Below are 14,027 nucleotides of genomic sequence, written 5' to 3' on the forward strand. Positions count from 1 at the left end.
TGTTGCAAGTTGAATGATGTATCTAGTAATAGCGTAACAAATATAGTTTGAATATTCAAATGATTAATAGGATAGAAAAGGAATTGTCATGAAATGTATAAAATTGTAATGAGAAGAGAAAGCATGTAAATTACATGTCTTTTGCAGTCCATATTGATTTTGTATAAGCAATTTTCATATGGGCACGTTCCATATTATTTTGACTTCCGGTACCGAACCTTGCTTGTCCGACTATTAAATGACAGTTTTTCGCTAGGGCTTTTTCTATTCGTTTTTGAATTAAGGCAGTATGACAGCCTTTACGCTGAAATTCTGGCAAAGTAGCAGAAGCAGCTAATGAAGCAATCCCATTATTTATATACAGGACACCAATGCCTGCAGGAGTATTTTGAACTTCGGCTATGAAAAAATGCCAGCCAGGTTTATTGTAGAGAATTTCGTTATTTTGGCGTACGCCATCTTTTGTAAAGGGTGGCATGTTAAATCCACGTACATATATGTCTGCAAAAATATGAAATTCATTTTCTTTTAGTTGGCGTACTGAAATGTTAGAAGTAAGTAGGGATGGATCTTCTCTCGGTATACTATATAAAGCGGTATGGAAGCTGGATTGGTAAAATCCTTTTTGAGATAAGTATTGAAATAATTCAGCTGTACCTTGAGCGGGTGTAATTTCAAAACGACAAGGGATTTGTAGCGATTGATAATAAGAGATGATTTCATCTATCTCATCTGTATTTGTAAAGGTAAAGCCTTTTACTGTGTTAAAAGCAGGACCAAAAATTATTTTTGATGAAAAGGCAGTGGCATTCCCGAACTTTTTCATTTGTATTTGCATTGGATTTTCAGCTAACGCTTGTAGTGCTTGTAGTCTAGAAGAGAGCATATGTATTTCTGCGTTTTCAATTTCTTGAGCTGCATTGAGTGTCATAATTGTACTCATAATATTCCTCCGTCAATAAATATATTTCATAGTACATATACGATGTTTGTTCGGAGATTCCTGTTGAAATGTAAGAGAATAAGAGGTTTTTTGGAAGGGAAATGGAAGTGAACTGTCGAAGGGAGTGGAAACAGATTAAAGGTGGTGCTCTCATGAAACAGGAAGACGTGCAGACATGCTCTAATTGTGGTTCTCATAACATAGGAGAAGGGGAGTTTGTCGGTTATGCACAAATACGGAAAAAGGAGACGATGTTCACATCTTCACCAGTAGATGCTTATATTTGTACAGATTGTGGGAATATCCTTTTATTAAAAGTACGAAATTATGAAAAGTTTAAGCAGAAGCCGTTATGATTATGGAGAAGTGTTTTTATTAGGGAAGTTAGAAGAGTAATATTTTACATATATATATGAGTATGTCCTTATATAAAGAGATGACAACATATACTGTGTGGGATGCTTATTAATCGTTGCACGACATACAAAAATGTATAGAAGAAATTGTGAATCAATATGGGGAAGACAAATTAACCCTTATTGGAATACTTCATATCGAAAACTCCTTTAAATGAATAAGGGAGTTTTTGTTTTTTTTTGTGACAGTAATTACCTTTAATTGTTATAATTGGTTATTGGGAGAGGGTATTTTATTAACGCCATAATCATAGAAGAAAACTAGCTAAATCGTATAGAAAACGGCTATATAACACAATCGCAACCATAAGTTTACAAAGTGCAACTGCAGGAAGATAGAGATAAGGGTAATGTTTACATACAATTTAGTTAAGAAAACAAAGGGGGACACACATATGGGATTTGGTGAAAAGCTTTTTAAATTAAGAAAGGAAAAGGGCCTTTCTCAAGAAGCATTAGCTGAAAAATTAAACACAACAAGGCAAGCGGTTAGTAAATGGGAAAACGGTCAAGGTTTTCCTGAAACTGAAAAGTTAATAATGATTGGAAATGTATTTGAAGTATCACTCGACTATTTATTAAAAGAAACTGCTGAGCAAAGTAATGAAAATGTGGAGGGCTATTACGTAAGTCAGGAAATGGCAGAAGGGTATATAGTGTATGGGCAAAAAATTTCTAAATATATTGCGTTAGGATTTAGTTTGCTCATTTTATCGACAATACCGTATTTATTATTTAAAGAAAATGCAACAATGTCGACATTTCTTGTCATTATCATTGCTGTCCTTGGAATGGAGCAATGATGGTACCGGCAACGATAGAAGAGAGTCGATACAATGTATTGAAAAAAGAAGAACTACTATTTGATCAAAACTTTCTAAAAGAATTGACAAAAAGATATGAAGTAATTAAGAAGAAGTATGCTGCAGTAATGATCGTTGGATTTTGTTTTATAGCAGCAGGAGCGATACCATTTTTATTTGAGAAAAAGCATATCATTTCAGGAGAATTAGTGCAGTATTATCCGTACTGTGTTGTACTTATTGCGATTGGAGTCTATCTTTTTGTTCGTGTTGTAGGAGTGTGGGAGATATATCGAATTTTAGTAGAGAATAAAGAATATAGCAATCGTATTATTTTTAAAATGAAAAAGAAAGTAAGAAAAAAGGTAGATAGTTTATAAAAAATAAAAAACATGTTTCGAATCAATGTATTCAAAATATTTTTCTGTATTTTCTGAATTATTTATTTATTAATAATACAGAAAATAAAGAAAAATGTCACAATCACTTGAAGAAGTCAGAAAATACAGAAAAATGTCGCAATCACTTGTAGAAGTCTGTTATAATGAACGAAATGAAAACGCTTCAAAGGGGGATATAACCAATATGATGATGAATGTACCGTTAACAATTAGTTCTATGATGGAAAGAGCAGAAAAACTGTTTTCAAAGAAAGAAATTGTTTCACGGACACATGATACAGTTACGACGTTAACGTATAAGCAGTTAGGTGAAAGGACGAGAAGGCTTTCTAGTGCGTTACAAAAGCTTGGGATTAAAGAAGGCGAGCGTATAGGAACGTTAGCGTGGAATCATCATCGACATGTGGAAGCGTATTTTTCTATTCCTGGTATTGCTTCCGTTTTACACACAATTAATATTCGTTTATCTCCTCAACATATTTCATACATTATTCAGCACGCAGAAGATCGAATTCTACTTATAGATGAAGATCTCGTACCACTTGTTGAAAATATTCAATCACAATTATCAACTGTACAAGCCTACATTATTATGACTGATAAAGATGAACTTCCCAATACTACGCTAGAACCTGTATATCATTATGAAAAGCTATTAGAAGAAGGCAATCCAACTTTCCAATTTGTAAAAGATATTGATGAAAATACACCTGCTGGTATGTGTTATACGTCAGCGACTACAGGAAACCCAAAAGGTGTTGTATATACGCATCGTAGTACTGTATTGCATTGTATGGCACTCGGTTTAGCGGATACAGCTGCTTTATCGGAAAGTGATGCGGCGATGGCAATTGTACCGATGTTCCATGTGAACGCTTGGGGGCTTCCTTTTGCAGCTACTTGGTTTGGAACTAAACAAGTACTGCCAGGACCAATGTTTACTCCAAAAATTTTATTAGAGATGATTCAAGCTGAAAAAGTAACGATAGCAGCAGGTGTGCCGACAATTTGGCTCGGTGTATTACAAGAGTTAGAAAATAATAGTTACGATTTATCTAGTATAACGAGAATATTATGCGGTGGTGCTGCTGCACCGAAAAGCGTTATTAAAGCATTTGAGCAAAAATATAATGTTCCTTTCGTACATGCATATGGTATGACTGAAACAAGCCCACTCGTAACACTTGCACGTTTAAAAAGTTATGAAACAGAATTATCATATGAAGAGCAATTAGAAATCCGCTCAAAACAAGGGTATCTTGTCCCTGGTGTAGAGATGAAAGTAGTCGGTACAAATGGTGAAGTGAAGTGGGATGGTACGGAAATGGGAGAACTATGTTTACGAGCACCATGGATCGCTGAAAGTTATTATAACGATGAACGTACTGTCGAAGGTTTTCGTGATGGTTGGTTATATACAGGAGATGTCGTTACGGTTGACGAGGAAGGCTGCGTGAAAATTGTTGACCGTACGAAAGATGTTATTAAAAGCGGAGGTGAGTGGATTTCTTCAGTTGACCTTGAAAATGCATTAATGGCACATGATGCTATATTTGAAGCAGCTGTCGTTGCCGTTCCTCATCCGCAGTGGCAAGAGCGACCAATTGCCTGCGTCGTTCAAAAGAAAAATAGTACAGTAACAAAAGAAGAAATATATGAGTTTTTAAAACCACAGTTTGCGAAGTGGTGGTTACCAGATGATATTGTATTTATGGAAGAAATACCGAAAACATCTGTTGGGAAGTTTTTAAAACAGGCGCTTCGGAAAGAACTTGAGCATTTGCATAAAGAGAAATAATTGAAAAAATATTTGTAAACCTATATTTAAAACAAGTTGACAAAGGCTAAATAGAAAGATAATATAACTCCTATAATATGTTATCTGAAAATCATTTTAAGTTTACAAATAGGAGAAGCAAATATGAATACAAAAAACTTAGTTTTCGTCGCTTTATTTAGTTCTATTATGGGAGTGTTAGGGTTAATACCTCCAATTGCTCTTGCTATTACACCAGTTCCGATTACATTACAATCACTCGGTGTTATGCTTGCTGGTGGATTGTTAGGATCACGTCTTGGTGCGTTAAGTCAGCTTATTTTCTTACTTATAGTTGGAGTTGGAGCACCATTACTTGCTGGTGGACGCGGTGGTCCAGGCGTATTTGTTGGGCCAAGTGCAGGATATTTACTTGGTTATATCGTTGGAGCGTTTGTCATTGGTTATTTAATTGAGCGTTTACGTGAAGTTTCTATAATAAAGGTATTATGTATTAATATAATTGGTGGTATTTTCGTAGTTTATGTATTTGGTATTATTGTACAAGCTTTCTTTATGGATGTTTCTATATGGCAGACGATGAAAGTAAGTGCCGTATTTTTACCAGGTGATTGCATAAAAGCGATTATAGCAGCAATTCTTGTAACGAAATTACATCGTTCATTGAAACATATTATTACGCCTGCTCTCAAGAGTGGGAAATATACAAATGCGGGATAAGAAAGAGAAGAAACACGTTCATTGCGTGTTTCTTTTTATTATTTTGTAAAGAAAGGACGTCTCAAATGGGGATTACAAAAGAATATAAAAAGTATGCCTCTTTACAAACAAATAAAATAGCAATAAAGGAAAATGATCGAGTATTAACATTTAAAGAATGGTTTGAGTCAGTATGTAAAGTAGCAAACTGGTTGAATGAAAAAGAATCGCAGAATAAAACAATAGCAATTCTATTAGAAAATAGTATGGAGTTTTTACAACTATTTGCTGGTGCTGCTATGGCCGGATGGGTTTGTGTGCCGTTAGATATAAAGTGGAAACAGGATGAGCTCAAAGAAAGAATTGCGATCAGTAATCCGGCTATGATTGTGACAGAGCGATATAAGGTAAAGGATTTACCGGATGAAGAAGGAAGAGTAATTGAAATTGATGAGTGGAAAAGAATGATAGAGAACTCTCTGCCTGCATATGCCCCTGTAAAAGATGTACAACATGCTCCGTTTTATATGGGATTTACATCAGGATCGACTGGGAAGGCAAAAGCATTTTTACGTGCACAACAATCGTGGGTTCATAGTTTTGATTGCAATATACATGACTTTCATATGAAAAAAGAAGATTCTATTTTAATAGCTGGGACGCTCGTTCATTCTCTTTTTTTATACGGCGCAATAAGTGCATTATATGTAGGGCAAACGGTGCATATTATGAGAAAGTTTATTCCAGATCAAGTACTGGAAAAGTTAGAAACAGAAAATATTTCGGTCATGTATACAGTTCCAACAATGCTAGAATCTTTATATAAAGAAAATAGAGTAATAGAAAATGGGATGAAAATTATTTCGTCAGGAGCGAAATGGGAAGCTGAAGCGAAAGAAAAAATAAAGAGTATATTTCCTTATGCGCAAAAATATGAATTTTACGGTGCATCGGAACTAAGTTTTGTAACAGCACTTGTTGATGAAGAGAGCGATAGAAGGCCAAATTCAGTAGGAAAACCTTGTCACAATGTTCAAGTTCGAATATGTAACGAAGCAGGAGAAGGAGTACAGAAAGGCGAGATAGGAACTGTTTATGTGAAAAGTGATCAGTTTTTTATGGGCTACATATTGGATAAGGTTTTAGTTCCAGAGTTGACTACGGATGGCTGGATGACAGTGCGAGATGTAGGTTATGAAGATGAAGAAGGCTTTATATACATAGTGGGTAGAGAGAAGAACATGATTTTATTTGGAGGAATTAATATTTTTCCAGAAGAAATAGAAAGTGTATTACATGAACACCCAGCTGTTGATGAAATAGTTGTAATTGGTGTGAAAGATAGTTACTGGGGTGAAAAACCTGTCGCCATTGTAAAAGGAAGTGCTACGAGGCAACAATTAAAAAGTTTTTGCTTACAACGATTATCCTCGTTTAAAATACCGAAAGAATGGCATTTTGTAGATGAAATACCGTATACAGATAGTGGGAAAATCGCTCGTATTGCAGCAAAAAATATGATTGAAAACCGGGAGAAGATATATGAATAGAGCGGTTATTGTAGAAGCGAAAAGGACACCTATTGGTAAGAAAAATGGGATGTTGAAAGATTATGAAGTTCAGCAATTAGTAACGCCGCTTCTTACGTTTTTAAGTAAAGGAATTGAGAGAGAAATAGACGATGTCATATTAGGGAATATTGTGGGGCCGGGAGGGAATGTTGCAAGATTATCTGCTTTAGCGGCAGGACTTGGTTATCATATTCCTGGTGTAACGATTGATCGGCAATGTGGTGCCGGATTGGAAGCGATTCGCACCGCATGTCATTTCATTCAAGGCGGCGCAGGTAATTGTTATATTGCAGGAGGAGTAGAGAGTACAAGTACATCACCTTTTCAAAATAGAGCACGATTTTCACCAGAAACAATTGGTGATCCTAATATGGGAGTGGCGGCTGAATATGTTGCAGAGCGTTATAATGTAACGAGAGAAATGCAAGACGAGTATGCTTGCCTTAGTTATAAACGGACACTGCAAGCATTAGAAAATGGATATTTACAAGATGAAATACTTTCTTTTAATGGATCTTTAGATGAGGCTATAAAACGAGAAATGAATTATGAAAGAATGATTAAAAGAACTAAGCCCGCATTTTTACAAAATGGTACAGTAACGGCAGGTAATTCGTGCGGTGTAAATGACGGAGCATGTGCTGTTCTTGTAATGGAAGAGGGGCAAGCCCGAAAACTAGGATACAAGCCTGTTCTTCGTTTCGTCCGCAGTGCTGTAGTTGGAGTGGATCCAAATCTTCCGGGGACTGGTCCGATATTTGTGGTGAACAAATTATTAAACGAAATGAATATGAAAGTAGAGGACATTGATTATTTTGAAATAAATGAAGCATTTGCTTCAAAGGTTGTTGCTTGTGCAAAGGAGTTACAAATTCCTTTCGAAAAATTAAATGTAAATGGTGGTGCAATTGCGCTCGGTCATCCGTACGGTGCATCTGGAGCTATGCTTGTGACACGTTTGTTTTATCAAGCGAAAAGAGAGCATATGAAATATGGAATTGCGACGTTAGGAATTGGTGGTGGAATAGGGCTTGCGCTATTATTTGAGAAAGTAGAAAAATAGAAAGGGACTAGTTTTCTACTTTTTGAGGAACATAAGCATTGCTACCAGGTTTTGCTTTTATTTCATTCCAAGCAGCGATAGCATCAGCTTTTGATTTCCCTTTGTTATTTGGATTTTCGAAAAAGTCGTGAGTGAAACGATTGTATTCAAACTGCGCGCTAATAGTTGTTTTGTATGTAGGATCTTTTTTTCGTTCGTTTTCTTCATACCAAAACGTTAGCGCGTCTTCATATGTTTTTCCGACATTCTCTTTAAAAAACTTTTGAAGAGCTACTGTAAAGCGGAAGTTTGCTCCGATTTTTTCTTTGAAAAAAGCACGAACTTCTTCGCTGCAGCGGTGATTGTTAGTAATAATCGTTTGAAGAGAAAGTTCTTTATAAGAGAGGGAAGCTTTACTCACCTTTTGACGAGAGTTGTTTTTTAATATTTTACCAGTATGTAAATAATGTGAGATACGCTCGGTTATTTCAATCTTAGAGCCACTAGCTGGCAAGCCATGCTCACGACAAAATGTTTGGAGTTCTGCTTTTAACCAATAAAAGTTTTGGAAATCTTCAAGTGATATAGACTTTGTTAAAGGTGGACGCATAGATGTAACAACTTCTTTCTTCCATAATTTCCTTTAATTATAAAACGTATGTTCTTTTTGTGGAAGGATTAATTTGTAAATATAACGGGAAGAGGAGATTACATATGGAAAGTGTAATGCAAGTTCGTGTTACGGGAATTTTAATTGAAGATGAAAAAGTATTGCTAGTAAAGCAAAAAGTTGCTAATCGCAATTGGTCTTTACCTGGGGGAAGGGTAGAGAATGGTGAAACGTTAGAAGAAGCGATGATTCGAGAAATGAGAGAAGAAACAGGATTAGAAGTTAAAATTAAGAAGCTACTCTATGTTTGTGATAAACCAGATGCTAGTCCATCTTTATTACATATTACGTTTCTGCTTGAAAGGATTGAAGGTGAAATTACGCTACCTTCTAATGAGTTTGATCATAATCCAATTCAAGATGTGCAAATGGTACCGATTAAAGATTTAAGTCAATATGGTTTTTCGGAAACTTTTATAACTCTTATAAGTGAAGGTTTTGCAAGTGCAGGGAGTTATCAAGGCTTGAAACAAAATATAGGCTTGTAAATATAGTTGAAGGATAGCAGTTAGCTATCCTTCATAAACATGTTTTACACTTCTGACTGTAAAGAAGAAACAAGTTGATTTAAAAATTCGTCCCCGGTCATAACCGCTTTTCCGCCGCCGCGAGCACTCTTTTTATTTCCGCCACCTTTTCCTTCAATTGTAGGAAGTGCCTCTTTTAAAAGAGCATTCATATCGAGCGTGACTGTTTTTCCGCAAGCAAGGATACATTGTAATTTGTCTTCATTTTCAATAACGAAATATGTAATGGCATGCTCTTGTTGTTCTGTAATAATGGCAGAAAGTTTTGCGATTTCTTGCATAGAGCGATTTGTAAATACTTTAGAAATAAGTATGCCAGCATGTATTTCCGTAGGCTGTTGAAGTAGTTCATTTGCCTCTACAAATAATAATTTTTCATTCATTGTTTGTATTGCTTTTTCGTTTTCTTTTTGAGAAGTAAGCAGTTGTGCTACTTTTGCTGGAATATCACTCTCGCTACTGTTTAATTGTTTAGAAACATCCTTCATAATTTGTTGCTGTTGCCCCATAAGTTGTAGTGTGCGCCAGCCAGCTATAAACGTGAATCGTATGCCGCCTTTATTGCGCTCCCATCCTAGTACTTGAATAGGACCTACTTCACCTGTACGTTTCGGATGCGTTCCGCCACAGCCGTTGTAGTCGAAGTTTTCAATTATAACAACACGTATATTTTCTGTTATAGTCGGTTCTTTACGAAGAGGTAACGTTTTCGCTTCTTCTAAATTCATCCACAGGGTACGGATTGGATGGTTTTCAAAAACAATTTTGTTTGCAATTTTTATCGCCTTTTCAACTATTTCTGCATGAAGATTTTCTGTTTCTAAATCAATTGTTACCGTTTCTTTACCAAGGTGGAATCCAATCGTAGGTATGTTAAAATGGTCCCAAAAAGCAGCAGATAAAATGTGTTGAGCCGCATGTTGCTGCATATGGTCAAAACGGCGCTCCCAATTAATTTTACCTTCTACTTCTTCTGTATGTAATTGTTCGGTAATGAAGTGGCGGATTTCGTCATTGACTTCTTCAACATCGAGTACAGCAATTCCATTTAAAGTTCCAGTATCATGGGGCTGCCCGCCACCTGTCGGATAAAATGCTGTTTCATTTAAAACAACGTATAAGTTACCGTCTTTATCATAATCTTGCTTTATGACTTTCGTAGTAAAGTCTTTTTTATAAGCGTCAGTGTAATATAATTTTTGCTCCAATTTTCTTTCCCCTTTCCTGTTCACTAGTTTCATTGTAAAGCAATCGAAATTAGTTTCCTAATATTTCAGAAGAAAGAAACTATTTTTAGAATTTTCTTGCTATAATAAGAAGAAAATGCGGGGGTGGAATGAATATGTTATATGAAAACGGCGTAGATAAACTGCTTAGTTTAAGCAAAAATATTTCTGAATTGTATCGAGAATTAAATGAAATGACCCGGATTTTAACGGATTGTAATCGAGAAAGTGTGAAGTTTGATCGGTTATATGTAAAAGAGGTACTGTGGAAGAAAGAAGATGTAATAGAGAAATATGATCAGCTGCTTGTGCAACTTTGTATAAATGAATGCTTTGATTTAAAAAGTGTCATTACAGGGGAGTATAAGTATACATATGAAGAAGTAGAAAATATCGTTTTACAATTTAATGAGAAGTATAATGTCGTAATTTTAATTAAAGATGTTTGTAAAGAATTACAGTTTACATATGGCATAGATATGGAAATAACGAGAACAGCTCGGGTATCAACAGCTCAAGTATAAAAAGGGAAAAGAAAGCAGATCCTTTGCTTTCTTTTTTTTTGTAAGAACAGGGAGAGTAGGTTTAACGATGAAAGGGAAGTTACAAAATATTCATCCGTTAGGAATGACAATTATAATAGGGACTTTATTTGCGAGGTTCGCCACGTCAATGAGTATTCCTTTTTTAGCAATTTATTTAACGACTGTTAAAGGTGTATCAGCTGGAATGACGGGTGCTATTATCGGAACGAGTGCACTTGTTGGAGTGTTTGCTAGTTTTATCGGAGGGAATTTATCGGATCGATTCGGCCGAAACATGATTATAATATGGTCCATGATCGTTTGGGTGTTTGTATTTATAGGTTTTTCATTTGCAAATCATGTTCTAAGTTTCTTTTTATTAAATGCTTTGAATGGATTATGTCGGTCTTTTTTTGAGCCGACGTCAAGAGCATTATTATCAGATTTAACGAAACCAGAGTATCGTTTACTCGTATATAATTTGCGTTACGGTGCAATCAATGTTGGAGTAGCGATTGGCCCACTTGTCGGATTACAGATTGGAAGTGCAAAATCTACAATTCCTTTTTTAGTAGCAGCTGGAGTATATATTCTATATACAGCTATATTAGCATTCCAATTTAAGAAGTATCCAATTGAAAAAAAGAAAGTAAATACAGAAAAGCCTGTCACAATGTTAAATGCAGTTCGTATATTGCGAAAGGATGTCGTATTTTTAGTTGCCTTAGTCGGTATTATTTTGAGTAATTGTGGCTTTTCACACTTAACGACAACAGTATCTCAATATTTTGCAAATGCACATATATTTCAGGATGGAGTGAAATTATTTTCGTATATGTTAGCTTTAAATGCGATTGTTGTAGTCGTAATTCAATACCCTGTTATTCAAATATGTAAAAAGTATACACCGTTAACATCAATTATGGTTGGAACTTTATTTGTGAGCGGGGGGTTGTTTGGATTTGGAATAGCAGAATCTATGCTAGGTGCTGCTATTTGTACAATTATTTTTACAGTTGGAGAAGTTTTAATGTTTTCCATGACGGATGTATTTATTGATGATATAGCTGTTTCACATTTAAAAGGAACATATTTTGGAGCAATGGGATTTTCAGGGATTGGAGCAGTAATTGGTCCATGGTTTGGAGGAGTGCTTCTCGATTACTACGGGTATCAAAATGGGTTTGTAGTATTTTCAGCACTAGCTATATTTTCAACTGTAGCATTTCCTGTACTTGTAGCTACAAAAGGTTTATTGAAAAAAAGATATGATAGAAATTGTAATTTAGAATTAGATGCGAAATAAAATAAGCCCCAGCAGATGACTGGGGCTTATTTTTGTATTTATCCCGCTATTTGCGGGCAGTAAGAACCCATTGATTAAAGCTTTACTTTATTTTAATTCTCAATTTGAAAAAGAACTTTTTCTTCATGTTTATTAGCAACTTCATTTTTGGAAATATGAATGGCTAAATATCCATTCTCTAAGCAGGCTAGCATCTTTTTATAAATAATAGTAGTGGGTAAAGGGATGATCCGCTGCAAAGAAATATTTTTATGAAGTATGCAAATATTTAGGCCTGTCTCCATCTTTTTAATAACTACATTTTGTTCGGATACATTTGGTACATCTGTTTCCAAAATGTATTCTTGTTCAGTTTCACAAAGGTCAATATGAATTTGATTTGGGAAACTAAAGTTACTACAAGAATCAGAACAAAATTGATCCATCCATTCTTCGAAACCATCAACATGAAAAAGACAATCCTTCTTTTTCTTGCCCATGTAAGACACCCTCCGTAAAATCTCAATTCATACTATGTTATGCATGAATGAAGTAGGGGTGAAGAATAAATGGAAAAATATAAACATTGTATGTGGCAAAGGTAGCTAGTGTGAGCCTTTTGTTTTACATATCATGATGTGCATGATTTTTTTGGCGTGAATGGTTACGGTTTTTTACTTTATGAGATCCGCTTAATGGTTCAGGTTGTCCCTTTTTTTCTTTCGCTTCACGATTGTTTTTTCCCATTGTATGTGACACCTCCTCTTTCTCTTTAGAATGAGAGAAGTTTGCAAATTTATACGAGAATGTTTTTAGAAAAAAAGGTAAAGATAAATGGGACTAACTATTATGGAAAGGGGATTATATAATGCCATATCATAAAGATAAACAACAAGCTTTTCAAGCAGCGCAGCAAGGAGTTACACAAGCAGAACATGCATTTAATAACATTGTGAAAAATGATCCAAACTACGGTCATGATCTAAAAGAATTACGCCAAGAGGTTCAGGAAGCGTATGAACAGATTCAAAATGCGTTAGAAGTAGCTTCAGAAACACAACGTCCACAACTTGAGCAATACGAAAATAATCTCCAAAACATTATGCGAAATGTAGATCAATTAGAAAAGTAAATGAGGTTGTTGTGTATTCGACAACCTCCTACTTTAATGAACATTATGCTAAAACAGAAAATTTTTTTAGTGGTTTTTTCTTTATTATGCGCAGTACATATATTTCAAGTGGAAAAAGTGGAAGCGAAAATGTTGCTCAGAAAAGAGCTAGAACCAACTGGCTATGTAACGTGGGAAGTACCTAATAATGAAAAGATTATTGCCATTACATTTGATGATGGCCCAGATCCAACTTATACACCGCAAGTTTTACATTTATTACGTCAATATAAAGCAGAAGCAACATTTTTTATGATTGGATTTCGAGTTCAGCGTAATCCATATTTAGTGAAACAAGTGTTAAAAGAGGGACATGAAATTGGAAATCATACGATGAATCATTTATATGCGAGTAATTCATCGGATGAAAAATTAGAAAATGATATTTTAGATGGAAAGAAATTTTTCGAAAAATGGGTGAAAGAACCTTTACTATTCCGTCCACCTGGCGGATATATTAACGATGCTGTATTTAAAACAGCGAAAGAAGCAGGTTATCAAACTGTTCTATGGTCGTGGCATCAAGACCCGCGTGATTGGGCAAATCCAGGGGTTGAATCCATTGTAAATCATGTAGTAAAAAATGCTAAAAGTGGAGATATCGTATTGTTACATGATGGAGGAAATGATCGTAGTCAAACAGTAGCAGCATTAGCAAAAATTTTACCTGAGCTGAAAAAACAAGGATATCGATTTGTAACGGTTTCAGAATTACTACGTTATAAACATTAGAAAAAATCCCAAAAGGAAATGGACCTTTTGGGATTTTTCGTTACTGGTTCTTTTTACGTTTTTTATTATTTTGTCGCTCTGCTGGAGTTAAAGGCTCGTTTGCAAATTCTTCATTATAACCAGCACCTTGTCCTTGTGCAGATGCCGCATTCATTCCTGAAATAGTATGATTTGCTTTTCTTTTACCCATTTTATTTCACCTCTATAACTTTTTTGTATGTTGAATGATGAGCAGTTCAT

16 protein-coding genes and 1 pseudogene are annotated in these 14,027 nt (G+C 35.2%); 11 read left to right on the forward strand and 6 right to left on the reverse strand.

Annotated elements, in window-relative coordinates:
• Positions 1-130: 130 nt before the first annotated feature.
• On the reverse strand, positions 131-943 hold the full coding sequence (locus DM800_RS03005) for a GNAT family N-acetyltransferase (protein ID WP_147786371.1): 813 nt from the start codon (positions 941-943) through the stop codon (positions 131-133).
• 101 nt (positions 944-1,044) lie between these two features.
• Between DM800_RS03005 and DM800_RS03010 the strand changes: the two genes are divergently transcribed.
• The 6 genes and pseudogenes from DM800_RS03010 (at position 1,045) to DM800_RS03035 (ending at position 7,673) form a co-directional block, all read left to right on the forward strand.
• Positions 1,045-1,299 carry a hypothetical protein gene (locus DM800_RS03010; protein ID WP_370512819.1) on the forward strand — a complete coding sequence of 85 codons (255 nt, stop codon included), beginning with the start codon at positions 1,045-1,047 and terminating at the stop codon, positions 1,297-1,299.
• A 455-nt stretch (positions 1,300-1,754) separates the two neighbouring features.
• A pseudogene (locus DM800_RS03015) lies at positions 1,755-2,542 on the forward strand (helix-turn-helix domain-containing protein).
• A 205-nt stretch (positions 2,543-2,747) separates the two neighbouring features.
• Positions 2,748-4,361, forward strand: coding sequence for a long-chain fatty acid--CoA ligase (locus DM800_RS03020; RefSeq protein WP_147786372.1), 1,614 nt, complete (start codon positions 2,748-2,750; stop codon positions 4,359-4,361).
• Positions 4,362-4,484: 123 nt separating this feature from the next.
• A complete protein-coding gene (locus DM800_RS03025) occupies positions 4,485-5,060 on the forward strand; it encodes a biotin transporter BioY (protein WP_001093321.1) in 576 nt (191 codons plus the stop codon).
• A 65-nt stretch (positions 5,061-5,125) separates the two neighbouring features.
• Positions 5,126-6,589: an acyl-CoA synthetase gene (locus DM800_RS03030; protein ID WP_098146494.1), complete on the forward strand. Its 1,464-nt coding sequence runs from the start codon at positions 5,126-5,128 to the stop codon at positions 6,587-6,589.
• Positions 6,582-7,673, forward strand: a complete 1,092-nt coding sequence (locus tag DM800_RS03035; RefSeq protein ID WP_147786373.1) for an acetyl-CoA C-acyltransferase — start codon at positions 6,582-6,584, stop codon at positions 7,671-7,673. Before DM800_RS03030 ends, DM800_RS03035 begins: the two co-directional genes overlap by 8 nt.
• Before the next feature lie 7 nt (positions 7,674-7,680).
• On the opposite strand, the gene DM800_RS03040 is transcribed toward DM800_RS03035, so the two are convergent.
• The gene (locus DM800_RS03040) at positions 7,681-8,262 is read right to left on the reverse strand and encodes a DUF6434 domain-containing protein (protein WP_147786374.1); all 582 of its coding nucleotides are present in this window, start codon (positions 8,260-8,262) and stop codon (positions 7,681-7,683) included.
• 104 nt (positions 8,263-8,366) lie between these two features.
• On the opposite strand from DM800_RS03040, the gene DM800_RS03045 reads away from it, so the two are divergent.
• Positions 8,367-8,810: an NUDIX hydrolase gene (locus tag DM800_RS03045; RefSeq protein ID WP_088064192.1), complete on the forward strand. Its 444-nt coding sequence runs from the start codon at positions 8,367-8,369 to the stop codon at positions 8,808-8,810.
• A 44-nt stretch (positions 8,811-8,854) separates the two neighbouring features.
• Here the strand turns inward: DM800_RS03045 and DM800_RS03050 are convergent, their stop codons facing one another.
• On the reverse strand, positions 8,855-10,057 hold the full coding sequence (locus DM800_RS03050) for an alanyl-tRNA editing protein (protein WP_147786375.1): 1,203 nt from the start codon (positions 10,055-10,057) through the stop codon (positions 8,855-8,857).
• A 134-nt stretch (positions 10,058-10,191) separates the two neighbouring features.
• Here DM800_RS03050 and DM800_RS03055 point away from each other — a divergent pair, with 134 nt between their 5' ends.
• A complete protein-coding gene (locus DM800_RS03055) occupies positions 10,192-10,599 on the forward strand; it encodes a hypothetical protein (RefSeq protein ID WP_137035270.1) in 408 nt (135 codons plus the stop codon).
• A 67-nt stretch (positions 10,600-10,666) separates the two neighbouring features.
• On the forward strand, positions 10,667-11,905 hold the full coding sequence (locus DM800_RS03060; RefSeq protein WP_147786376.1) for an MDR family MFS transporter: 1,239 nt from the start codon (positions 10,667-10,669) through the stop codon (positions 11,903-11,905).
• 92 nt (positions 11,906-11,997) lie between these two features.
• Here the strand turns inward: DM800_RS03060 and DM800_RS03065 are convergent, their stop codons facing one another.
• Complete coding sequence (locus tag DM800_RS03065; protein WP_142334101.1) at positions 11,998-12,384, reverse strand: Hsp20/alpha crystallin family protein; 387 nt, start codon at positions 12,382-12,384, stop codon at positions 11,998-12,000.
• Between the two features lie 124 nt (positions 12,385-12,508).
• Positions 12,509-12,631, reverse strand: a complete 123-nt coding sequence (locus DM800_RS03070; protein ID WP_000517650.1) for a small acid-soluble spore protein P — start codon at positions 12,629-12,631, stop codon at positions 12,509-12,511.
• A gap of 121 nt (positions 12,632-12,752) precedes the next feature.
• Between DM800_RS03070 and DM800_RS03075 the strand changes: the two genes are divergently transcribed.
• Positions 12,753-13,016 (forward strand): hypothetical protein, encoded by a 264-nt coding sequence (locus DM800_RS03075; RefSeq protein WP_001146292.1) that lies wholly within the window; start codon positions 12,753-12,755, stop codon positions 13,014-13,016.
• A gap of 45 nt (positions 13,017-13,061) precedes the next feature.
• Positions 13,062-13,787: a polysaccharide deacetylase family sporulation protein PdaB gene (gene pdaB / locus DM800_RS03080; RefSeq protein WP_106383428.1), complete on the forward strand. Its 726-nt coding sequence runs from the start codon at positions 13,062-13,064 to the stop codon at positions 13,785-13,787.
• A 40-nt stretch (positions 13,788-13,827) separates the two neighbouring features.
• On the opposite strand, the gene sspO is transcribed toward pdaB, so the two are convergent.
• The gene (sspO, locus tag DM800_RS03085) at positions 13,828-13,977 is read right to left on the reverse strand and encodes an acid-soluble spore protein SspO (RefSeq protein WP_000518053.1); all 150 of its coding nucleotides are present in this window, start codon (positions 13,975-13,977) and stop codon (positions 13,828-13,830) included.
• Between the last annotated feature and the right edge of the window lie 50 nt (positions 13,978-14,027).

Source organism: Bacillus sp. AY18-3 (genome assembly GCF_008042305.1).
GTDB lineage: Bacteria > Bacillota > Bacilli > Bacillales > Bacillaceae_G > Bacillus_A > Bacillus_A wiedmannii.